Source organism: Microbispora sp. NBC_01389 (genome assembly GCF_045040095.1).
GTDB lineage: Bacteria > Actinomycetota > Actinomycetes > Streptosporangiales > Streptosporangiaceae > Microbispora.
This window is the reverse complement of record NZ_CP109552.1, coordinates 1,354,293-1,376,464: the sequence shown is the minus strand read 5'-3', so window position 1 is coordinate 1,376,464 and position 22,172 is coordinate 1,354,293. Positions and strand designations below refer to the sequence as shown.

The 22,172-nt window shown below is 71.2% G+C and carries 23 protein-coding genes; 9 read left to right on the top strand and 14 right to left on the bottom strand.

What is annotated here, in order from left to right; genetic code table 11:
* Positions 1–9: 9 nt before the first annotated feature.
* Positions 10–969: an N-acetylmuramoyl-L-alanine amidase gene (locus OG344_RS06020; protein ID WP_405087332.1), complete on the bottom strand. Its 960-nt coding sequence runs from the start codon at positions 967–969 to the stop codon at positions 10–12.
* Between the two features lie 83 nt (positions 970–1,052).
* Complete coding sequence (locus tag OG344_RS06015) at positions 1,053–2,411, bottom strand: substrate-binding domain-containing protein (protein ID WP_405087331.1); 1,359 nt, start codon at positions 2,409–2,411, stop codon at positions 1,053–1,055.
* A 343-nt stretch (positions 2,412–2,754) separates the two neighbouring features.
* Between OG344_RS06015 and OG344_RS06010 the strand changes: the two genes are divergently transcribed.
* Entirely contained in the window at positions 2,755–3,435 is a 681-nt protein-coding gene (locus tag OG344_RS06010) for a TetR/AcrR family transcriptional regulator (RefSeq protein WP_405087330.1), read from the top strand.
* A 301-nt stretch (positions 3,436–3,736) separates the two neighbouring features.
* Here the strand turns inward: OG344_RS06010 and bldC are convergent, their stop codons facing one another.
* Both bldC and OG344_RS06000 read right to left on the bottom strand, forming a co-directional pair.
* Complete coding sequence (gene bldC / locus OG344_RS06005; RefSeq protein WP_013133571.1) at positions 3,737–3,940, bottom strand: developmental transcriptional regulator BldC; 204 nt, start codon at positions 3,938–3,940, stop codon at positions 3,737–3,739.
* A 359-nt stretch (positions 3,941–4,299) separates the two neighbouring features.
* Complete coding sequence (locus OG344_RS06000; RefSeq protein WP_405087329.1) at positions 4,300–5,166, bottom strand: hypothetical protein; 867 nt, start codon at positions 5,164–5,166, stop codon at positions 4,300–4,302.
* A 134-nt stretch (positions 5,167–5,300) separates the two neighbouring features.
* Between OG344_RS06000 and OG344_RS05995 the strand changes: the two genes are divergently transcribed.
* On the top strand, positions 5,301–6,419 hold the full coding sequence (locus OG344_RS05995) for a Leu/Phe/Val dehydrogenase (RefSeq protein ID WP_405087328.1): 1,119 nt from the start codon (positions 5,301–5,303) through the stop codon (positions 6,417–6,419).
* Positions 6,420–6,570: 151 nt separating this feature from the next.
* Positions 6,571–6,801: a DUF3073 domain-containing protein gene (locus tag OG344_RS05990; protein WP_117410310.1), complete on the top strand. Its 231-nt coding sequence runs from the start codon at positions 6,571–6,573 to the stop codon at positions 6,799–6,801.
* Between the two features lie 361 nt (positions 6,802–7,162).
* On the opposite strand, the gene purM is transcribed toward OG344_RS05990, so the two are convergent.
* Positions 7,163–8,191 carry a phosphoribosylformylglycinamidine cyclo-ligase gene (gene purM, locus OG344_RS05985; RefSeq protein WP_327048252.1) on the bottom strand — a complete coding sequence of 343 codons (1,029 nt, stop codon included), beginning with the start codon at positions 8,189–8,191 and terminating at the stop codon, positions 7,163–7,165.
* Entirely contained in the window at positions 8,188–9,624 is a 1,437-nt protein-coding gene (gene purF, locus OG344_RS05980; RefSeq protein WP_405087327.1) for an amidophosphoribosyltransferase, read from the bottom strand. Before purF ends, purM begins: the two co-directional genes overlap by 4 nt.
* A gap of 164 nt (positions 9,625–9,788) precedes the next feature.
* Between purF and OG344_RS05975 the strand changes: the two genes are divergently transcribed.
* On the top strand, positions 9,789–10,289 hold the full coding sequence (locus OG344_RS05975) for a hypothetical protein (RefSeq protein WP_405087326.1): 501 nt from the start codon (positions 9,789–9,791) through the stop codon (positions 10,287–10,289).
* 1 nt (position 10,290) lies between these two features.
* Here the strand turns inward: OG344_RS05975 and OG344_RS05970 are convergent, their stop codons facing one another.
* Positions 10,291–10,731, bottom strand: a complete 441-nt coding sequence (locus OG344_RS05970; protein ID WP_405087325.1) for a sterol carrier family protein — start codon at positions 10,729–10,731, stop codon at positions 10,291–10,293.
* 141 nt (positions 10,732–10,872) lie between these two features.
* On the opposite strand from OG344_RS05970, the gene OG344_RS05965 reads away from it, so the two are divergent.
* Positions 10,873–11,421: an RNA polymerase sigma factor gene (locus OG344_RS05965; protein ID WP_405087324.1), complete on the top strand. Its 549-nt coding sequence runs from the start codon at positions 10,873–10,875 to the stop codon at positions 11,419–11,421.
* Positions 11,418–12,395 (top strand): hypothetical protein, encoded by a 978-nt coding sequence (locus OG344_RS05960; RefSeq protein WP_405087323.1) that lies wholly within the window; start codon positions 11,418–11,420, stop codon positions 12,393–12,395. Before OG344_RS05965 ends, OG344_RS05960 begins: the two co-directional genes overlap by 4 nt.
* 49 nt (positions 12,396–12,444) lie before the next feature.
* Here the strand turns inward: OG344_RS05960 and OG344_RS05955 are convergent, their stop codons facing one another.
* Positions 12,445–13,902, bottom strand: coding sequence for an MFS transporter (locus tag OG344_RS05955; protein ID WP_405087322.1), 1,458 nt, complete (start codon positions 13,900–13,902; stop codon positions 12,445–12,447).
* A gap of 106 nt (positions 13,903–14,008) precedes the next feature.
* On the opposite strand from OG344_RS05955, the gene OG344_RS05950 reads away from it, so the two are divergent.
* From OG344_RS05950 to OG344_RS05940, 3 genes are all read left to right on the top strand, one after another.
* A complete protein-coding gene (locus tag OG344_RS05950; protein WP_405087321.1) occupies positions 14,009–14,704 on the top strand; it encodes a TetR family transcriptional regulator in 696 nt (231 codons plus the stop codon).
* A gap of 297 nt (positions 14,705–15,001) precedes the next feature.
* The gene (locus tag OG344_RS05945; protein WP_405087320.1) at positions 15,002–15,955 is read left to right on the top strand and encodes a hypothetical protein; all 954 of its coding nucleotides are present in this window, start codon (positions 15,002–15,004) and stop codon (positions 15,953–15,955) included.
* A 156-nt stretch (positions 15,956–16,111) separates the two neighbouring features.
* Complete coding sequence (locus tag OG344_RS05940; RefSeq protein ID WP_405087319.1) at positions 16,112–16,798, top strand: class I SAM-dependent methyltransferase; 687 nt, start codon at positions 16,112–16,114, stop codon at positions 16,796–16,798.
* A 7-nt stretch (positions 16,799–16,805) separates the two neighbouring features.
* On the opposite strand, the gene OG344_RS05935 is transcribed toward OG344_RS05940, so the two are convergent.
* From OG344_RS05935 to purS, 6 genes are all read right to left on the bottom strand, one after another.
* Positions 16,806–17,051 (bottom strand): hypothetical protein, encoded by a 246-nt coding sequence (locus OG344_RS05935; protein WP_327048241.1) that lies wholly within the window; start codon positions 17,049–17,051, stop codon positions 16,806–16,808.
* Positions 17,052–17,144: 93 nt separating this feature from the next.
* On the bottom strand, positions 17,145–17,702 hold the full coding sequence (locus tag OG344_RS05930) for a DinB family protein (RefSeq protein ID WP_405087318.1): 558 nt from the start codon (positions 17,700–17,702) through the stop codon (positions 17,145–17,147).
* A gap of 121 nt (positions 17,703–17,823) precedes the next feature.
* Positions 17,824–20,079, bottom strand: coding sequence for a phosphoribosylformylglycinamidine synthase subunit PurL (gene purL, locus OG344_RS05925; RefSeq protein ID WP_405087317.1), 2,256 nt, complete (start codon positions 20,077–20,079; stop codon positions 17,824–17,826).
* Complete coding sequence (purQ, locus tag OG344_RS05920) at positions 20,079–20,762, bottom strand: phosphoribosylformylglycinamidine synthase subunit PurQ (protein ID WP_405087316.1); 684 nt, start codon at positions 20,760–20,762, stop codon at positions 20,079–20,081. Before purQ ends, purL begins: the two co-directional genes overlap by 1 nt.
* Positions 20,763–20,969: 207 nt before the next feature.
* A complete protein-coding gene (locus OG344_RS05915; protein ID WP_405087315.1) occupies positions 20,970–21,419 on the bottom strand; it encodes an ATP-binding protein in 450 nt (149 codons plus the stop codon).
* Positions 21,420–21,592: 173 nt separating this feature from the next.
* On the bottom strand, positions 21,593–21,838 hold the full coding sequence (purS, locus tag OG344_RS05910; protein ID WP_327048236.1) for a phosphoribosylformylglycinamidine synthase subunit PurS: 246 nt from the start codon (positions 21,836–21,838) through the stop codon (positions 21,593–21,595).
* Positions 21,839–22,172: the final 334 nt, after the last annotated feature.

Genomic DNA, 22,172 nt, shown 5'->3' with positions numbered 1-22,172 from the left:
AGGGGTTCTCTACCGGGTGGTGAGGTAGGCCTTGAGGCCCTTGGCCAGCGACTCGGCGATGGTCTGCCGGAAGCTCGCGTCCCTGAACTTGCGGGCCTCGCCGGCGTTGCGCATGTTCCCGCACTCAATGAATATCTTCGGCACGGTCGACAGGTTGAGCCCGCCGAGGTCGCTGCGGTAGTTCAGCGCCTGCCTGCCGATGTAGGTCGAGTACGGCAGACCGGTGCCGCTGTGGAAGGCGTCGCGGACCTTCCGGCCGAGGTCCTGGGAGTCGCCGACGACCGGGTCGACCGGCCCGCCGATCTTCTTCGGCATGATGACGTGGAACCCGTGCGCGCCGGGCGCCGCGCCGTCGCCGTGGATGGAGATCGCGGCGTCCGCGTGCGCCCTGTTCCCGATCGCGGCCCGCTGGTTGATGCACGGGCCCCAGCCGGCGTTGTCGGCCCGGGTGAGCTTGACCGTGGCCCCCTGGTCCCGGAGCAGCCGGGCGAGCCGGGTGGACACGTCCAGGGTGAAGGCCGCCTCGGTGTAACCGTCGTTGGTCGACGTCCCGGTGGTGTCGCAGGCCTTCCTCTGGGTGAGGATGTTCACCTGCCGGTTGATCTCCCGGGTGTGCCGGAAGTTGCCCCCGTTGTGGCCCGGGTCGATCACCACGGTCTTCCCGCTCAGCGGCCTGGCGGCGGACTCGGACGCGGCCGCCGTACGGGTGACCGGGGCGGAGGCGCCGGTCCCGTCCGCTGTGCCATCCGCTGTGCCGGCCGGCGTGCTGTCCCCCGCGCTGTCCGCAGAGGCGTCCCCGGAGCCGCTCGCGGTGCCGTCGGCGGTGCCGGTGGCGGTGTCCCGGGCCGTGGCCGGCGGAGAGGCGGCGGGGGGCGCGGCCCCCGTCTCGGCGGCCTCACCGCCGCCGCAGGCGGCGGCACCGAACCCGCACAGGGCCAGGGCTGCGGCGGCGAGCGGGCGTCTGATCACGCTGGAAGTCCCTTCCCGGAGGTGTGGTCTCACCAACCTAACCGGAAGGCGGTCGTGATCAGACCGTTATGCCGGGAACCTGGCTATCCAGGCCGGCTCGGGGATCTCCTGCCGGTGCAGGAGGGCGGCCAGCTCACGGGCGTCCTCGGCGTCGAGGCCCAGCACCACGCGGGGCCGTCCCCACGGATGGTCGATCGAGTGGGCGACGTAGCTCGCCACCGACTCCGCGACGTCCTCGCCGTCCAGCCCCCGGCTCTCCCGCCAGTGCGCCCAGGCCCGCTCCAGCTCGACCGCGGCCCGCTGGGCGCAGGAGACCAACTCAGGATCACGCATGAATCCCCCCGATTCTCGGTCGCCGGCCCGCGGGAAGCCATTCGGAGACCCGCCGGGGGGCCGACGTCACGGCCGCAGTCAACACCGGCCGCGAGGGGACACGTCGCCGGTTGACCTAGCTTTTGGCCTCGCTTGGCACGGGACCGGTGCTGCGCCGTACGACGAGCTGGGGGGGTCACCTGCCGCAGCCGCGCGGTCTGGCCCGGCTCGGTGATGCGGTCGCTGAGCAGCGCCGCCGCCGAGCGGCCCATGGCCCGCCGGGGCTGGTCCACGCTGGTCAGCGAGATGTGGGTGACGGACGCGAGGTGCGTGTTGTCGTACCCGACGACCGACAGGTCCTCCGGCACCCGCAGGCCCAGCTCGCTCGCCGCGGTCAGCACGCCCATGGCCACGATGTCGTTCGCCGCGAAGATCGCCGTCGGGCGGGGTTCGCGCCGCAGCAGCGCCAGCGCCGCGCGCCGGCCGCCCTCCTCGCTGAAGTCGCCGTGCTCGACCATGATGTACGGCGCCAGCGCGTGGCGGCGCATGGCCACCAGGTATCCCTCGCAGCGGCAGCGGGCGGCCGACGACGGAGCGCCCTCGATGTGGGCGATGCGCCGGTGGCCCTGCTCCACGAGGTGGTCGACGGCGAGGCGGGCGCCGTACTGGTCGTCGTCGACGACGATGTCCACGCCGTCGAGTTCGACGTCGCGCTCGCCCACCACCACGGTCGGCGTGTACGCCGCGGCCTCGGCCAGCGTGTCGCTGGAGGGCGCGACGCCGAGGAGGACGAGACCGTCCACGCGCAGCTCCAGGAAGGCCTCCACGGCCTCGTCCTCGAACGCCGGGTCCCAGCGGCCGCTGCCGATCAGCAGCCGCAGCCCGTCGCCGTGCAGGCTCTCCTGCAGGCCGTCGAGGAACTCGGCGTAGAACGGGTTGTGCAGGTCGGCCACGAGAGCGCCCACCAGGTGGGTGCGCCCCTCGACCAGGCTGCGCGCCACCGCGTTCGGCCGGTAGCCGAGCTCGCGGGCGGCCTGGAGCACCGCTTCCCTGCGGTGCTCGCTGACGTGCGGGGAACCCCGCAGTACGAGTGACACCAGCGACTTGGAGACGCCGGCGCGTTCGGCCACGTTGCGGATCGTGGGACGTGGCCGAGGGCTGAACCCGTCGGACAGTCCGCAGTCGGGTATCCCGACCCCGGCGTCTTTCCGGGCAGTGGTCTGCATGGACGGTCCTAACATGGTTCTCCCCACGATGCGTGGACGTGCACCTGACACACCAAACGATCGAGTTGCCCTGAGGGTACGGGTTGACCGCCTTAAGAGCGCCTTAAAGCGGGATCATTCCTTCCCAGCGGGTGTGGGAAGGGTAGCCGGAACGTGGGTACGGCGCCTGTCGCGGATGCGGTTCCGGGGCCAACCCTTGATCCGCCCGATCCCCCCATAACGAGGACGATTCGCTAGGGTGCGGGATGTGGGTGCCACACGCCAGGCGGAGGAGGGCGCACGGCCGGCGCGGCGCAGGCTGAGCGTCGACCGGCGGCGGGAAGAGCTCATCGCCGCCGCGTTGGAGCTGTTCAGCAGGCATGACGCCGAGGACGTCTCGATCGACGACGTGGCGGTCATCGCGGGCGCCTCCCGGGCGCTCGTTTACCACTACTTCGGGGGCAAGCAGGAGCTCTACGTGGCGGCCCTGCGCAGCGCCGCCGCCGAGTTGCAGGCGCGGCTGCAGCCGCAGAGCGAAGGCGGCCCCCTGGAGCGGCTCACGGTGGGCCTGACGCGTTACTTCGACTTCGTGGAGGAGCACGCGGCCGGCTTCGCCGCGCTGCTCAGGGGTGGCCCGGCCAACCGCGCGGGCGAGAGCGGCGAGATCGTGGACGGCGTGCGGCAGCGCATGCTCCGCATGATCACGTACGAGCTGGGCGTCGAGACGCCCGGCCCGGCGCTGCGCGTCACGCTGAGGTCGTGGATCGCGTCGGTGGAGACGGCCGGGCTCGACTGGCTGGAGTACCGCGACATGGCGCGGCGAGACCTGGAGCGGCTGCTGGTGGGCCAGGTGGTCGCGCTCCTGGAGGTGGCCGGTGGGCACGACCCCGAAGTGGGGACGTTACTGAGTCCTCCGGCACTCGTGCCGGACGGCGAGACGGTCCGCTGAACCGGATCAGGCCAATCGCCGAACGGGGCGGTCTGATCGCCGAACGGTCGGGTGCGCGCCTCGGCGTTCCCCGTACGGAACAGTGAAGACGCCCGCTCCGGGCGTGCCGGTAAGGATCGGCTGACCATGGCGGCAGGGAAGAAAGGCGCACGGGACACCGTGCGCGCGGGGAGGCGCCGGGCGGGCGGCGCCGGCCCCAGATTCATCCCGTGACCGGTGACTGGTCACGGGAGCATGGTGGGCGCGCTCACATCCCCGACGCGAGCGCGCCGTCGTTCCCCCGTGACGCGGCGGCCACGTCCTACTCGGACCGCTGCTGCGGAATCCCCGCGAGCAGTGCGCGGACCTCGGTCTCCCGGTACCGCCGGTGACCGCCGAGGGTGCGGATCGACGTCAACTTGCCCGCCTTCGCCCACCGCGTGACGGTCTTCGGGTCGACGCGGAACATCGTGGCGACCTCCGCCGGGGTGAGCAGTGGCTCGGCCTCGGGTGTACGAGCTGACATTTGTGCGGCCTCTCCTCCGTGTGGACCGTCGGCAGCGATCTCCGACTTGTCTGACGCTCGTGCCGCTCCGTACAGCACAATGCTGTCAGCGCGGCACTGTCACGGATGTCCGTCAATGATCCAAAAACGTGCGGTTTCTGGGATCATTTACGGCATCACCCGATGTGACCATACAGCCACGTAGCGCGATTGGCGAGCCCTCCGGGCACAACGTCTCGACCACGGGTTGATGTCACGCTGGGTGATTCTAGCGACACGTTTCGTGGTATCGCAGTGAAAACGGCAAACTACTCAGTTCGTAGATGTGTGATCGACTATCCCATGACCAGAATCTGCAGGTCGGGGCATGTTGATGACCCTCAGTTTGCCGATTCGAGCGCGCGGATCGACCTCCAGCGGACAATCACCCGCTGATACATCGCGAAGGCAAGTTCTTCCTGACCCGTGTCCAGGCCCGCGAGGGCCGCGGCGATCTCCGCGACGGACTGGTCGCCCTGGAGCGTCCGGTCGTCCATGAGGTGGACGAGGCCGCCGTAGTCGAGCTCGACGAGCGAGTGGGGATGGAACTCCTCCAGCCAGCGGCCGATGTCCTCCACCTCCGTCAGCGCGGAGACCTGCCCGACGTGCCGGCGGATCACCACCAGGGCCCGGGCCACCCGGCGGCGGGCCTGCGCCATCGAGGTGACGTACAGCATGTTCCTGGGCGGCGCGGCGGTGGTCTGCGAGGCGGGCTCGGCCGGCTGCTCCGAGCCCAGCACGAGCCAGCGCTCGGCCGAGTCGAACGGCACGAACCACGCGGTCGGGACGTGCCAGGTGCTCGCACGGATATAGGTGCGCAGGGACTGATCCCCGCGCTTGAACCGGTCGAAGTCGTCGGCGGTCTGCTCGGCGATGGCCTGGGGGACGAACCGGGAGGCCAGCTTGACCGGCGTGCCGCCCCGGAAGGAGGCGAACGCCAGCCACGACCGGAGCCTGCTCTGCCAGGGGCAGACGTAGAGCGTCTCCTCCACCCGCCGCAGGTAGGCGTTGGGGCTCTCGCGCTCGGGCGCGGGCAGAGGCGGGACGCTCAGCAGGCGGCGGACCGCCTCGCCGTGCTCGACCTCGAGCGCGCCGGCCCGGCGCGGCCGGTCGCGTGAGCCTGCGTACCGGGCCCACCGCGCCCGATCCTGAGGGGTGAAAGCGGTCAGCGGCTCGTACACACGGAGATAGGCGGCGTAGGGGAGCACACCAGAATCGTGCCATGTCGGGGGAGGAACGCGCAGCACTGTCCCGGTTTTTCATGATCGTTTCTTGGCCGGGTCCGATAAGCTGGTGCCGAATCGCCGCAACGAGGCGGCGTACACGATCAGGAGTCACCACCGTGACCGACGTTTTCGGGCTGTCCCACAAGGAATCCGGCTCGGGTGACGGCGCCAACCCCGTTCAGCCGGTACGGCACGAGCAGGTCGTCTTCTGCTCCGACGAGCGCAGCGGCCTCTACGCGATCATCGCGATCTACAGCACCGCCCTCGGGCCGGGGCTCGGCGGCACCCGGTTCTATCCCTACGAGAGCGAGCAGGCCGCCCTCGCCGACGTCCTCAACCTCTCCCGGGCCATGGCGTACAAGAACGCGCTGGCCGGGCTCGACCACGGCGGCGGCAAGGCCGTGATCATCGGTGATCCCACGGCCGACAAGAGCGAGGCGCTCCTGCGCGCGTACGGCAGGTTCGTCCAGTCGCTGGGCGGCCGCTACTACACCGCCTGCGACGTGGGCACCTACAGCGAGGACATGGACATGGTGGCGCGCGAGTGCTCCTACGTCACCGGCCGCACCCCGGCGCACGGCGGTGCGGGAGACTCCTCCATCCTCACCGCCTTCGGGGTCTTCCAGGGCATGCGGGCCGCCGCCGACCACAGGTACGGCACCTCGTCCCTGAGCGGCCGGCGGGTCGGGGTCGAGGGGGTCGGCAAGGTCGGCCGCCGGCTCGTCGACCACCTGATCGAGGACGACGCCGAGGTCGTCGTCTGCGACGTGGACGAGCGGGCCGTCGAGCGGGTGCGGCAGCGCCATCCGGCCGTCGAGGTCGTGCCCGACGCCGCCACGCTGGTGGCGTCCGACATCGACGTGTACGCCCCCTGTGCGCTCGGCGGAGCGCTGGACGACGAGACCGTCCCCCGGCTCAAAGCGAAGATCGTCTGCGGTGGCGCGAACAACCAGCTCACGCATCCGGGCGTCGAGAAGCAGCTCGCCGAGCGGGGCGTGCTGTACGCCCCCGACTACGTCGTGAACTCGGGCGGGGTCATCCAGGTGGCCGACGAAATCGAGGGGTTCGACATGGAACGCGCCCGCGCGCGGGCCGCCATGATCTTCGATACGACCCTCAAGATCTTCCGGTCGGCGGAGGAGGAAGGGGTGCCTCCCGCGGTCGCCGCGGACAGGCTGGCGGAGCGCAGAATGTCCGAAATAGGTCGGCTAAGGGGGATTTGGCTTCGGCGCTGACCGCCGCCGCTCCTACGACGTACCGAGCGGCGCACAAACCAGGTACGGTAATAGGCGAACGAGAGACTGACGCCTGAAGTCAGGTGGCGTCGGTGCGCGGTGCGTTAGTGACGAGGGGTCGGGCACGACCCCGCATGAGGGGGTCGAGCCAATGGGGCGCGGCCGAGCCAAGGCCAAGCAGGTCAAGGTCGCCCGTCAGCTGAAGTACAACAGCGGCGGGACGGATCTTGAGCGCCTGCGCGCGGAGCTCGGAGTCGTGGACGCCGACGATTCCGGCCACAGTGACGAGCATGACCCTTACGACGAGTTGGCTGATCGCTACAGCGATTACGCGGCCGTCGACGACGATGACGGCGACGACGGCAGCCCCGGGCGGCGTTGAGCCGTTTCCGATCGCCAGTTGAGTGACCCGGCGGGGATCGTTCCCCCGCCGGGTTGCTGACTGATATGCGGTGACCAGCGTGTCCGCGATCGGGGACGCGCCTTCACGCGAGGCGGTGCGCACGGTTGTGCGCGCGTTCGCCTCGCGAGGCTGCCACAGCTGCCTCCCGGGCCTGCCACGGCGGCCGGTTCCCGGCTTACTCGAATGACGCCCGCGTTCTTCCGCTGACGGGCACCCTCCGCTGTCGGGCACCCTGCGAAGGGAGCCGGGGTGAGCCCTCGCCGCCGGTCCTTGTGCCTTGTGGGCGGCGGGCATCCGGTGAGAGGTGTCACACACCGGACGACCGCCGCACGACGCGGGGTCACTGACGGAAACGCGCCTGCCCCTCTCCGGGGACGATCTCGCCCAGCACCCAGGCGGGCAGGCCGCGGCCGATCAACAGCGCCAGCGCCCTGTCGGCCTCCGCCGCCGGGACGATCGCGCACATGCCCACGCCGAGGTTGAACGTCCTGTCCATCTCCTCCCGGGGCACGCCGCCGTGGCCGGCCAGCACCTCGAAGATCGCGGGAGGCGTCCAGGAGCCGCGGTCGAGCACGGCGTCGGCCGTCTCGGGCAGCGACCTGGCCAGGTTGGCAGCCAGCCCGCCGCCCGTGATGTGGGCGAGGGCGTGCACCTCGGTCTCCCGGATGAGCGCCAGGCAGTCGAGCGAGTAGACGCGAGTCGGCGTGAGCAGTTCCTCGCCGAGCGTGCGGCCCAGCTCGGGCAGCTCCTGCTCCAGGCCCAGCCCGGCCTTCGCGATCACATGCCGGACCAGCGAGTAGCCGTTCGAGTGGACGCCGCTGGAGGCCAGCCCGAGCACCACGTCTCCCGGCACGACCCGGTCGGGCCCGAGCAGCTCGTCGGCCTCGACGACCCCGGTGCCTGCGCCCGCGAGGTCGTACTCGTCGGGTCCCATCGCGCCGGGGTGCTCGGCGGTCTCGCCGCCGACCAGCGCGCAGCCGGCGAGCCGGCAGCCCTCGGCGACGCCGCCCACGATGTCGGCGATGCGCTCCGGCACCACCTTCCCGCAGGCGATGTAGTCGGTCATGAACAGCGGCTCGGCCCCGCACACGACGAGGTCGTCCACCACCATGCCGACGAGGTCGATGCCGATCGTGTCGTGCTTGCCGAGCCGCTGGGCCAGCATGACCTTGGTGCCCACGCCGTCGGTGGACGTGGCGAGCAGCGGCCGGCGGTAGCGCAGGAAGGCGGAGGCGTCGAAGAGCCCGGCGAAGCCGCTGGCGTCGTCCACGACCTCGGGCCGCCGCGACCGCGCGACCCGCGACTTCATCAACTCGACCGCGCGGTCGCCCGCCTCGATGTCGACGCCGGCGGCGGCGTAGCTGGTCATCGTTGGGCCTCCAGCACGAACTTGCCCACCCGGTCGTCCTCGATCGGGATGGGGTACTCACCGGTGAAGCAGGCGCGGCAGAGCCGGTCGGCGGGCAGCGTCGTCGCCCGGGTCAGCCCGTCGAGCGAGATGTAGCCGAGGGAGTCGGCGCCGAGGGAGGAGCGGATCTCCTCCACCGACAGCGACCCGGCGATCAGCTCCGCCCGGGTGGCGAAGTCGATGCCGTAGAAGCAGGGCCAGGCGACCGGCGGCGAGGAGATCCGGACGTGCACCTCGGAGGCGCCCGCCTCGCGCAGCATCTTCACGATCGCCCGCTGGGTGTTGCCGCGGACGATCGAGTCGTCCACGACCACCAGGCGCCTGCCCTCGATGACCTCGCGCAGCGGGTTGAGCTTGAGCCGGATGCCGAGCTGGCGGATGGTCTGCGACGGCTGGATGAAGGTGCGGCCGACGTAGGAGTTCTTCACCAGGCCCTGGCCGTACGGGATGCCGCTCTCCTCGGCGTAGCCGATGGCGGCCGGGGTGCCGGACTCGGGCGTCGGGATGACGAGGTCGGCCTCCACCGGGTGTTCGCGGGCGAGCACGCGCCCGACCTCGACCCGGGTGGACTGCACGCCGCGCCCGGCGATCGTCGTGTCGGGCCGGGCGAGGTAGACGTACTCGAACAGGCAGCCCTTGGGCTCGGCCACCGCGAAGCGGCGCGAGCGCACGCCGCGCTCGTCGATCGTCAGCATCTCGCCGGGCTCGATCTCGCGGATGAACGACGCGCCGACGATGTCGAGCGCCGCGGTCTCGGAGGCGACCACCCAGCCGCGCTCCAGCCGGCCCAGCACGAGCGGCCGGATGCCCTGCGGGTCGCGGGCGGCGAAGAGAGTGGTCTCGTTCATCCAGACGAGCGAGTAGGCGCCCTTGACCTCCGGCAGCAGTTCGGCCGCGACGTCGTCGACGGGGCGCGAGGCGTCCTGCGCGAGCAGCGCGGTGAGCACCTCGGTGTCGGTGGTGGCCCGCATCGCGCCGGACGTGAGCCGTTCGGCGAGCTGCGCGGTGTTGATCAGATTGCCGTTGTGGGCGAGCGCCAGCCCGCCGCCGTCGGTGGAGCTCAGCGTCGGCTGCGCGTTCTCCCAGACGCTCGATCCCGTCGTGGAGTAACGGCAGTGCCCGATCGACAGATGCCCGCGCAGGGTGCCGAGGATCGACTCGTCGAAGACCTGGGCCACCAGGCCCATGTCCTTGTAGACGAGGATTCGGCTGCCCTCGCTGACCGCGATGCCCGCGGACTCCTGTCCACGGTGCTGCAGCGCGTAGAGGCCGTAGTAGGTGAGTTTGGAGACGTCCTCCCCAGGCGCCCATACGCCGAAGACGCCACAGGCGTCCTTCGGAGCGCGGTCCTGGGGGTCGAGGTCATGGCCCAGCCGGCCGTCGCCCTTCAACACACAGCCAAGTCTATTTGGGCGTTGGCGCTGCTCAAACCGGCGCATGCCCTCCGGACGCCGGAACCCGCACCTGCTCTTTGCCGTGTCGTCCCTGCTCACAGGGTGATTACGGGAGAGCCTGAGGGCCGCGGCAGAGGCCAGAATCACGTACGGGAGGGAGCATCGTGGCGAGACCCGGCGACCCCGGGCCCCCGCGCGGGCCGTACGGCGAGCCCCCTTTCGGTGAGTCACCGGGCAGCCCGCCGTACGGCGGGCCGTTGCCGCCGCCCCCCTGGGGGCCGGGCGGTCCCGGCGGCGGCCCCTGGGGACCCGGCGGGCCGGGCGGCGGGCCCGATGGGAGTCCCGGCGGAGGGCTCGGCACGGCCGCGCTGGTGCTCGGGATCTGTTCGCTCGTCCTGCTGCTGTTCTGCGGCGCCGGGACGGTCCTGGCGGTCGTCGGACTGGTCATCGGCATCGTGGCGATCACCCGGAACTCCAACAGGGGCAGAGCCACCGCCGGGGTCGTGCTGAACGCGCTGACCCTGGTCCTCGCCCTGATCCTCGGCGTGGTGCTCTACCACTGGTTCCAGAGCAGGCACCTCGGCGAGTGCTTCGACTCCCGGCTCTACCCCACCCAGCAGGACGCGCGGCGCTGCGTCGACGACAGGCTCGGCCGCCCGCGGTGACTCACGCCAGCGGCAGGAGCCCGGACAGGTCGGCTCGGGCGCCGCTGGCCGCGATCTTCCCGGCGTCCGTCGCGTCGGCCCAGGACAGGCGGCCGGTGGCCAGTTCGAGCCAGGTCCGCGGATCGGTCTCGATCACGTTGGGCGGGGTGCCCCGCGTGTGCCGGGGCCCCTCCACGCACTGCACGGCCGCGTACGGCGGGACGCGCACCTCCACCGACCGCCCCGGTGCCCGCGCGGCCAGTTCCTCCAGCAGGTGCCGTACGGCGGCGCGGGCGGCGGCCCTGACCGGCGCCCGCCCGGCCTCGAAGGCGTCCAGCACGGCCCCCACACACGCGCCGGCCGCCATGGTCGCCGGGCCGTCGTAGGGCGGCCGTCCGAGATCGGCGAGCTGGGCGTCGAGCGCCTCTCTGATCTTGGCGGGGTCGAGTCTGCGTGCCGGCACCGGCCCATTGTCCCGGATCCCGCCCCCGCCGCCCTTTGCGGGGAGGGCGGAGATCTTCGGCGCGAAATGATGAGCGGTCTCCGCACATGGAAGGGATGTCGATACCCGCGCGGACAAAGGAAACGATCATTGGGACCCCCCGTGAACGACGAACCGTCGGCCAGGTTCGAGGCGGTCTACCGGGAGACGTACGGCCGGCTCACGGCCTATGCGGTGCGCCGCTGCGACTCTCCACACGACGCGGCCGACGTGGTGGCCGAGGTCTTCACCGTCGCGTGGCGGCGGCTGGACGACTTACCGCAGGGAGACGAGGCCGTCCTGTGGCTGTACGGCGTCGCCCGCAAGGTGGTGGCCAACCACCGCCGGGGCGAGGTGCGCCGCCAGGCCCGCAGCGCCCCGCTCGACGCCGAACTGACAGACCTGTACGGAGACTCCCCCGAGAGGGGGGTCGAGCTGACCGCGATCGGCGAGGCATTCCGGAGCCTGTCCGACGACGACCGTGAGTTGCTGTCGCTGGTCGCCTGGGAGGGTCTGAGCCGGCAGGAGATCGCCACCGCGCTCGGCCTGTCGCGCAACGCCGTACGCATCCGGCTCCACCGCGCCCGAAGGCGCCTTTCCCGCGCGCTCGCCGAGGCGGGCGTCCATCTCACGTCACGGAGCCGGCTGGCGCCGGCGGGGAGGTCACTGTGAAGGACGTCGACGAGATCATCGGACCGTTGGCACGGGTCGAACCGGGAACGCCGGGCGGCCGCCCGTCCGACGCGGGGGCGCGGGCGTTGCTGGCCTCGATCACGGCCGAGCCGCCCGGAGGCGGCGCGGGCGCACCGGCGCGGGCCGGGCGGCGCGGGCCACGCCGGCTCGCTCTGGGCCTGGCCGCCGCCATGGCCGCCGCGGGCATCGTCGTCGGCCCGAGCCTGCTGGACGACGGAACCCTCGGCACACCCTCCTACGCAGTGACCAAGGACTCCGACGGGGTCGTGTGGGTCAAGGTGCGCGACTTCCGCGACGTCACGGGGCTGACGAAGCAGTTGCGCGGCCTGGGAGTCCCGGCCGTCGTCGACTACGCGCCTCCGGGAAAGAAGTGCCGGGAGCCGCGCGCCGCCTACGTGAAGGACATCCCCGAGGGCCTCTACGACCCGCCCACGAACATCCGGGGGGAGGAGGAGGGCTGGCAGATGCGGATCGACACCAGGCTGTTCAAGCCCGGCCAGACCTTCGTCTGGACCCTCACGGCCCTGCCCGGCGGGGGGACCAGTACCAGCACGATCCTCATGAAGGACCCGGTGGCGCCCTGCGTGCTCGTGCCCGACGACGCGAAGAGCGAGATCATCGAGAACCCTCCGTATCGCATCGCGACTCTCCAGGGCCGCGCGCTCGCCGGCTACCGGGTGGACGGGAAGACCGTGGGCGAGGTCGTGCCGGAGATCGAGAGGCGCGGCATGACGGTCACCTATCTGATCATCGAGCCCAACTCGCGGAACCAGGGTGGCTACGGCGTCGATCCGCGACGGCAGGACGTTCCCGTCGGCGGGGACTGGACCGTCTGGGAGGCGGAGGAATCCACCCGGAAACCCAAACTGATCCGCCTGCTCGTCACCAGGGAACATCTCGGCTGGAACCCGATCTACGCCGGCGGTTCGCGCGACAACGTGATCAAGGGGTAGCCGGGGTCGTCCCCGTACGGCTCCGCGCGCCGCGGAGTCGTACGGAGACTCAGACGACGGGCTCGGCGACGGCGTCCACGGCGTCCACGGGGACGGCGGGGGCGGCGGTCCGGGTGCGGCGCAGAGAGTAGAGGCTGACCGGCACGCCGACCAGCACGATCGCCGCCGCGATGAGCAGCGTGAACCGATAGGCCTCCAGGAAGGTGTGCAGCGGAGGGCCGGTGAGCGCGCTCTGCCTGGCGCTCAGGACGGCGCCCAGGATCGTGACCCCGAGAAGGCCGAAGACCTCGCGGGAGACGTTGAGCACGCCCGAGGCGACGCCCGCCCGGGCGGGGGGCATGGCGTTCAGCACGACGTTCGTCAGCGGGACGAGCAGGCCGCCGCCCAGGCCGTAGAGCAGGAACCAGGGGAGCAGATCGCCGTAGTGGGAGCCCTCGCCCGCGCTCGACAGCCCGCCGACGGCCACCGCCATCAGGCCGAGACCGGCCGCGACGGTCGGCCCGCTGCCGAAACGCTCGGCGAGCCGGGGCGCGAGGGTCGCCGACACCGCCATGAGCAGCGCCATCGGCACGAAGCCCGCACCGGCCTCGATCGGCGAGAACCCGAGCGCGCTCTGCAGGTAGATCGCCGTGAAGAAGTAGATGCCGAACACTCCGAACGCCCACAGCCCCATGGACAGCAGCCCGCCGCTGAAGACCCGCTCCCTGAACAGCGTCAGGTCGATCATCGGCTGCGCCGTACGGGACTCGACCAGGAGGAAGACGACGGCGGCCGCCGCGGCGACGGCGAACGCGCCGAGGATCGGGCCGGAGGTCCACCCGCGCGACGCGCCCTCGATCAGCGCGTAGGTGAGGGCGAACAGCGAGACGGCGGAGGTGACCAGGCCCGGCAGGTCGAGGGAGAGCCGCCCGGTCGTGCCCCGCCCGGTGGTGACCTGTTCGGAGGTGACTCGCTCCACCCGGATCGCCCGGGCGCCGATCACGGCCGCCACCACGCCGATGGGCACGTTGATCAGGAAGATCCACCCCCAGTGGGCGTTCTCACTGAGAAAGCCGCCGGTGAGCGGGCCGATCGCGAGGGCCAGGGCGCCGACCGCGCTCCAGACGCCGACGGCCGTCGCCCGCTCGCGCGGGTCGGGGAAGATCCGCGGCAGCAAAGCCAGCGTGGCCGGTGTCACCAGCGCCGCGCCGAGCCCCTGCAGGGCCCGCGCGCCGATCAGCGTCTCCTGGTTCCAGGCCAGGCCCGCCGCCACCGAGGCGAGCGTGAAGACCGTCAAACCGGTGAAGAACGCGGCCCGGGGGCCGAAGACGTCGGCGAGGCGCCCCCCGGCGAGCAGCAGACCCGCGAACACCAGGATGTACGCGCTCACGATCCACTCCAGGCCGGAGATCGTCAGCGCCAGGTCGCGCTGGATCGTGGGCAACGCCACGTTGACGACGTTGTTGTCCAAATAGGTCATGAATGTCGCAAGCGCCACCGCGACGAGCGCCCACCACCGTCCGGACATGAGTCCTCCTCCTGTACGAGGTACATGTACGGCGTACATGTACGGTGCATAGGGAAACTTGTACGTCGTATAGTTGTCAAGTGCGGAGGCAGTGAGGGAGCGGACCATGGCTGACACGGAGCGGCTGAGCCGCCGGACGCTGGTGGAGAAGGCCGTGGAGGTGGCCGACTCCGAGAGCCTCGACGCCGTCACGGTGCGGCGGCTGGCCCAGGAGCTCGGCGTCACGCCGATGGCGCTGTACTGGCACGTCAAGAACAAGGACCAGTTGCTCGCCTGCCTCTCCGACCACCTGCTTGCCGAGGTGACGCCGGAGTTCGACCCCGCCGCGCCGTGGAACCTCCGGCTGCGCGCGATGGTCGAGGCGCTGGTGGGGGTGATGCGGCGGCACCGCTTCATGCCGGGACTGTTCACGCTGGTCAAAGAGGAGGAGGTGCCCAGCTTCACCCGGGCGACCGAGGCCGCGCTCGACCTGCTGTCCCTGGCGGGCTTCACGCTCGCGGAGGGCTGGGCCGTGTCCCACTACCTCCTGTACGGCGCGATCGCCCTCGTCGACGGGGAGCCGGGGTGCCCCCGGACGCTCACCGCCGCGCAGGCGGCCGAGTGGCGGCGGCAGAAGCGGCTGGCCCTGGAACGGCTGCCCGCCGACGAGTTCCCCCGCATGGTGGAGTTCGCCCGGTTGATGGAGAACGAGGCCGATGTGGAGGCGTACTACACGTTCGGCCTGGACCTGCTGATGAGCGGCGTCGAGACCATGGCCGCGGGGAAGTCGCAGGGCGGCGCGACGGACGACGGCACGAGATAGGCGTGTGCCGTCGGCGGGCGCGGCGGCGTGGGCCCTTCAGAGCGCCCGGGCAGCGTACGGCCGGCCGACCTCCGGGCCGCTCGGCTGATTGTCCCGGTCCAGTCGGGCACCGCACGCCTTTCCTGACCATGAGGATTACTGGGTGCGGAGATGCGCATACGTGATGTTTGTTCTGTCAACCGTTTCTTTCTCTCACGCGTGTATCAGTCGTATCTCTTGTGTTCAAAGCACCTCGTGTGCCGCAGAAAGGGAAGTCCCGTGGCTATCAAGTTGCCGGGCGGTCGGACCATCGGCCTTGTGACAGCTGGTGCTCTGGTGGGATCGGTCCTGGTCCTGGGTGGGGCGGCGACCGCCTCGTCGGCGAGCGGCACCGTGTACTACGCGTGCGTGAACAAGACGACGCGGTACATGCGTCTCGTCGGTGTCACCACCGCCTGCAAGGCGACCGAGTACAAGGTGTCGTGGAACCAGACGGGCCCGCAGGGTCCGCAGGGTGCGGTGGGTATCGGAGGCACCGGTCCGCAGGGACCCCAGGGTCCGCGTGGTCTGCAGGGTCCCAAGGGCGACACCGGGCCGCAGGGCCTCAAGGGCGACACCGGCGCGCAGGGTCCCAAGGGCGAGAAGGGCGACAAGGGTGACACCGGCCCGCAGGGGCCGCAGGGCCTCAAGGGCGACAATGGCGCGCAGGGCCCGAGGGGCGCCGACGGCAAGCCGGGCGCGCAGGGTCCGCGTGGTCTGCAGGGTCCCAAGGGCGACACCGGCCCGCAGGGCCCGAAGGGCGACAAGGGCGACACCGGCCCGCAGGGCCCGAAGGGCGACAAGGGCGACACCGGCCCGAAGGGCGCCGACGGCAAGCCGGGTGAGGAGGGCCCCCGTGGTCTGCAGGGCCCCAAGGGCGACACCGGTCCTCGCGGCCTGGCCGGCGAGGACGGCAAGAGCGCCTGCGAGATCTGGAACAAGGGCACCTGCAGCGCCAAGGACGAGGCCGACTTCCTGAAGTGGCTCAAGGGCCAGGGTGACTCCGGCGGCGCCCCCAAGCTGACCTCGCGCATGGCGAGCCAGTACATCTCGGGGAACAGTGCATCCGTCTCCTGCGCGGCGGGTGAGACGGTCACCGGCGGCGGCTACAAGGTCAACTCAAGCAGGACTGTCACGGGCAGCTACATGAGCGGCAACGGCTGGACCGTCGAGCTGACGGGCAACGGCAGCGGGACCGGCCTCGTTTACGCCATCTGCACCAAGATCTCGTAAGAGCGTGCCGGTGGAGTCCGTGGGGGGCTCCACCGTACGGCGCTCCATGGGTGCTTGCCGTGCGCGACGAGGCGTTGGCGTACGGCACTGCGAAGGCCCTTCCGGAGGGGTTACCGGAAGGGCCGTTCGCCGGTCCTGAGAACTAGGGTGTCGATAATGATCGAGCCCCCCTATGTCCGGGTCGCCCGGGCGGCGTACGACGCGATGGCCGGAGACTACGTCGACTTCGCCCGGCACTCGCTGGACGGCAAGCCCTTCGAACGCGCGATGCTCGCCACGTACGCCGAGCTCGTGCGTACGTCGGACCTTCCGGGCCCGGTGGCCGAGGTCGGCTGCGGAACCGGCCGGATCGCGGCGCACCTGCACGCGCTCGGCCTGGACGTCTTCGGCGTCGACCTGTCGCCGGGCATGATCGCGGTGGCCCGGCGGGATCACCCGCACATCCGGTTCGAGGAAGGCCGCCTGGCGGCCCTGGACATCGCCGACGAGTCCCTGAGCGGCGTGGTCGCCTGGTATTCGATCATCCACACGCCGCCGGAGGAGCATCCGGCGGTGCTGACCGAGTTCCACCGGGTGCTGGCGCCCGGCGGTCATCTCCTGCTCGCCTTCCAGGTCGGCCAGGTCGGCGACGAGCCGTTCCACATCGCGGAGGCGTTCGGGCATCAGGTCGCGCTCGACTTCCATCGCGTCTCGCCGGATCACCTGACCCGGCTGCTGGCCGACGCGGGAGTGCCCGTGATCGCCCGCCTGCTCTGCGAACGCGACGAGTCCGAACGAACCCCCCAGGCCTACCTCGTCGCCCGCAAGCCCGTGACCGCCGCCGGCACGCCGTCCGGGTCGTGAGGAAGAGTCAGGTCCACTCCACGTGGGCCCGTACGGCCCCGGCGTCGTCGACCCAGCCCTTGGAAGCCGCGTACTCCAGCATCCGGTCGAGCCTGCCGCGCCACTCCGGGTCCCGGCCGTGGTCACCGGCCAGGCGGATGATGTCCTCCCGGGTGAGCCAGACATGGTCCTCGCGCCGGGCCGTCACCTTGAGAGCGGTGAAGTCCTCCGCGTCGTGAAGAGACCGGGGACTCAGTTCCGCGTCAAGCCACACTGTCTTCTCCTCTGCCGGAGGCGACGATCACCGGAGTGACTTTACGCGCTCTCGCCCCGGATGGGCGTCCTGACGCCCTCGGGGCGTGACGCCTCACTGGCCCACGCGGCCGTCGACGCACTCCCGCAGCAGGTCCGCGTGTCCGCAGTGCCGGGCGTACTCCTCGATCCGGTGCACCAGCAGGTCCCGGACGGCGATGGCGTCCTTCCCCAGGCGCACGCTCAGATCCGGGTGCTCGGCCAGCGCGGCGTCGGTGGCCGCCTGCTCACGGGCGAGGTCGGCGTACGCGGCGTCGACCACCGCCTGGTCGGCGACCGCCCCGGCGAAGTCGCCACCCGGACCGTACAGCTTCGGCGGCGGGCCGCCGGGAAGGATCCAGCCGCGCCAGTCCCGCTCCGCCTCGGCTAGGTGCCGGATCAGACCGAGCAGCGACATGGTCGACGGCGGTACCGACCGGCGGGCCAGTTGCTCCGCGCTGAGCCCCTCGCACTTCATCAGCAGGGTCAGCCGGTAGTTTCTCAGGTACTCCCGCAGCGTCGCCAGTTCGCCTTCCGGGCCGGCTCCGTCGTTCTCGCGGGGATCGTCGGCCGGATCCACCCACATGTCCGGATAGACGGTCGCCTGGGTCCACCGCTGGGGCTGGTCGCTCATTGTGCCCATGGTGGTCCCCCGGTCGTCCCGCCCGCCAGCGATTTTCCCGCCACGGCACGAGCCCGGCGAAGGCGAGGGGCCCTTCCGGACTGGGGCGTCCGGAAGGGGCCTCGGTTGACGATCAGCCGAAGACGCGGGGCAGGGCCGAGGTGTGGGCCTCGCGAAGCTCTTCGACCGGGACGTCGAGAACGCCCTCGGCCACGAGCGTGTCGCCGCCGGTGAGGCCGAGCCCGGAGCAGGGCACCTCGTGCCGGGCGCACAACTCGGCGAACGCGTCGAACGCCTCCGGCCGGACGCACACCAGCGCACGCGCGGCCGACTCGCTGAACAGGTCCGTGAACGCGTCCCCGCCCGGCAGCGTCACCGTGCAGCCGACGCCCCGCGAGAGACACGCCTCGGCCAGGGCGATCGCGAGACCGCCGTCGGAGAGGTCGTGCGAGCCCTCCAGCAGCCCGCGGGCCGCCGCCTCGGCCAGCACCGTGGCCAGGGCGCGCTCGGCCTCCAGGTTCACCTGGGGCGGCAGCCCGCCCAGATGGCCGTGGACCACATGCGCCCACTCCGAGCCGCCGAACTCCTCGCGGGTCTCGCCCAGCAGCAGCACGCGCAGGCCGGCCTCCGGGAAGCCCGACCTGACCCGCCGCGCCACATCGTCGATCACGCCCAGCACGCCGATCACGGGGGTCGGGTTGATCGGGGTCGAGCCGGTCTGGTTGTAGAACGACACGTTCCCGCCGGTGACCGGCACGCCGAGGGTGCGGCAGGCGTCGGCGAGCCCGCGTACGGCCTCCGAGAACTGCCACATGACCTCGGGGTCCTCCGGCGAGCCGAAGTTGAGGCAGTTGGTGACCGCGAGCGGCTTCGCGCCGGTCACGGCGACGTTCCGGTACGCCTCCGACAGCGCGAGCTGCGCCCCGCTGTACGGGTCGAGCCTGGTGTAGCGGCCGTTGCCGTCGGTCGCCAGCGCGATGCCCCGGGTGGTCTCCTCCGCCCCCGGCATCGCCTCGGAGATCCGCAGCATGCCGGCGTCGGCGGGCTGGGCCAGAACGGTGTTGCCCCGCACGTACCGGTCGTACTGGGAGGTCACCCACTCCTTCGACCCGAGGTTGGGCGAGCCGAGCAGGGTGAGCAGGGTCTCGCGCAGGTCGGCGGGCCGGGGCAGGCGCTCGGGGCCGTCGGCGTTGAGCGCCGCCTGCCCGGCGGGCTCGTGGAACGGGCGCTCGTAGACCGGGCCCTCGTCGGCGGCGGTGCCCGGCGGGATGTCGACGATGACCTCGCCGTCCCACGTCATGACGAGCCTGCCGGAGTCGGTGACCTCGCCGATGACGGTCGCCGGGACGTCCCACTTGTCGCAGATCGCCATGAAGGCAGGGATGTCGTCGGGCGTGACGACCGCCATCATGCGTTCCTGCGACTCGCTCATCAGGATCTCCTCGGGCCGCAGCGAGGGATCGCGCAGCGGGACGAGGTTCAGGTCCACTCGCATGCCGCCGGTGCCCTTGGCGGCCAGCTCGGTCGTCGCGCAGGACACCCCGGCCGCGCCGAGGTCCTGGATGCCGACGACCACGTCCGCCTGGTAGAGCTCCAGGCAGCACTCGATCAGCAGCTTCTCCATGAACGGGTCGCCGACCTGTACGGCGGGCCGCTTGGCCTGCGACTCGTCCTCGAAGGTGGCCGACGCGAGCACCGACGCGCCGCCGATGCCGTCCGCGCCGGTACGCGCGCCGAACAGCACGACCTTGTTGCCGGGGCCGGGGGCGGTGGCGAGCTTGATCTGGTCCTTGCGCAGCAGGCCGACGCACAGGGCGTTGACCAGCGGATTGCCGATGTAGCAGGGATCGAAGACGACCTCCCCGCCGATGTTGGGCAGGCCCAGGCAGTTGCCGTAGTGGCTGATGCCCTCCACCACCCCCGGCAGCACCCGGCGCGTGTCGGGCTGGCCGGCCCCGCCGAAGCGCAGCGAGTCCATGACCGCGACCGGCCGGGCGCCCATCGACATGATGTCGCGCACGATGCCGCCGACGCCGGTCGCGGCGCCCTGGTGCGGCTCGACGTACGACGGGTGGTTGTGCGACTCGATCTTGAAGGTGGCGGCCCAGCCGTCGCCGATGTCGACCACGCCGGCGTTCTCGCCCATGCCGACGAGCAGGGCCTCCGACTCGGGCGCCTTGGTCCCGAACTGCCGCAGGTGGACCTTCGACGACTTGTAGGAGCAGTGTTCGCTCCACATCACCGAGTAGATCGCCAGCTCGGAGCCGGTCGGCCGCCGCCCGAGGATCTCCCGTACGCGCTGGTACTCGTCGTGCTTCATGCCCAGCTCGGCGTACGGCTGGCGCTCGCCGGGCGTCTCCTGCGCGCGCTTCACGCTGTCGAGGGTCATCACGCGTTCACCAGACTCTTCAGGATGGAGGTGAAGAAACCGCGGCCGTCCACGCTCGGCGCGCCGGTCAGGTCCTCGACCGCGTGCTCGGGGTGGGGCATGAGGCCGACGACGTTCCCGGCCTCGTTGGTGATCCCCGCGATGTCGTTGAGCGAGCCGTTGGGGTTGCCGCCGGAGTAGCGGAAGACCACGCGGCCCTCGCCCTCCAGCGCCGCCAGCGTGGCGGCGTCGGCGACGTAGCGGCCCTCGCCGTGCTTGATCGGCAGCACGATCTCCTGGCCGTCCGCGAAGTCCGCGGTCCAGGCGGTCCGCGTGCTCTCCACGCGGACGCGCTGGTCGCGGCAGATGTAGTGCAGGCCCTCGTTGCGGGTCAGCGCGCCCGGCAGCAGGTGCGCCTCACAGAGGATCTGGAATCCGTTGCAGGTGCCGAGCACGGGCAGCCCGGCCTGCGCGGCCGGGATCAGCTCGGTCATGAGGGGGGAGAACCGGGAGATCGCCCCACAGCGAAGGTAGTCGCCGTAGGAGAACCCGCCGGGCAGGAAGACGGCGTCGACGCCCTTGAGGTCGTGGTCGGCGTGCCACAGCGGCACGGCCTCCGCGCCGGCCAGCCGTACGGCTCGCGCGGCATCCTGGTCGTCGAGTGTTCCGGGGAAGGTGACGACGCCCACCCGGGCAGCGCTCATGACTGTGTTCCCTCCAAGGATCGCCGCCAGGCCGGACGGCACCGTCTCATGTGCCGGACGGCGGTCAGTGGCGGTACACCTCAGGGTATCGGAGCCGCCAAATCAGCCGCTCTGGTGGAGCCCCGAACCGATCGGCCGCGTCATGGCCGGACCCGCCGCGCCGTGAGGCGGCGCGGCCGGTGGCCGGAGCCCTCGGACCCGGAGTCCTCAGACCCCGGCCAGGTGGCGGTCGAGAGTGAGATGGTGGGCGATGGCGTCCTCGGCCCAGTCGAGCTCCTTCCACATCCGCACGGTCGTGCCGCGGCCGGGCGTGATGTCGAAGGACAGGTCGTCCACGACGGCCCGCATGATCAGGATTCCCCGGCCGTGCTCGGTCTCGGCAGGCGGGTGCTGCCGGGGAATCATGTGCAGCCCCTGGCCGCCGTCGGCGACGCGCAACTCACAGCGGCCGTTGCCGATCGTGGCCATGACCTCGTAACGGTTGGCCGGGCCACCGTGCCTGACGGCGTTGGCGCACGCCTCGGACGTGGCCAGGAGTATGTCGGACACGCACTCCTCGGTCACCCCGAGCGACCGGAGCGCGTTCCCCACCACACGGCGGACCATCGGGATGCCGATCGCATCCCTCGGCATGGCCAGCGAGAACTCAATATCCACCGGACCCCTCCCCGGTGTCGAAGGTCACCACGGTAGGCTTCCCCGATGAATCAGGGCTAACCGCAAAATCACGGTCCTGTTATTCGGGGCGTGCCTCATGGGTGGGTTTAAGACGACCTATGTCCCATTTATGAGGGGGAAGTCAGGGGCACGGCGTTGTGAAATGCACCACTTCACTCCGCGACGCTGATCGCGAAGTCCTCGATCACCGTGTTGGCCAGCAGGGTTTCGGCCATCTTTCGGACCTCCGAAAGGGTGGCCTCGTCCGCGGGCCCGTCCAGCTCCAGCTCGAACCGCTTGCCCTGCCGCACCTCGGAGACCCCGGAGAAGCCGAGCCGCGGCAGCGCCCGGGCGATCGCCTGGCCCTGCGGGTCGAGGATCTCCGGCTTGAGCATGACGTCGACGATGACGCGCGCCACGATGTGCCTCCAGTTTCGGGTGGACCCGCCGGATTCGGGGGGCCCGCCAACCTCAGGTGGGTCCGTTTCGGGGTCAAGCCTAGTGGCGGCCCGGCGCCGCGCTCGCGGCAGGCCAGGGGGGGCCACGCGGCGGGCCCACGGAGGGCGGGGCCGCGCGGCGTAAGGGTGTGGCGTCTCACGCCCCGGGAATCGGAGAGGTGTGGACAGGAGGGTGAGGGGTCTTGCGCGTAGGGGTGTGACTTCTGCCACGATGTCCGCATATGCGACCGGTCGCCCACCCCAGCGGCCGTGCGCCGACCCTATCCGGCCCTCCGGCGGTGGCGACCCCACCTGT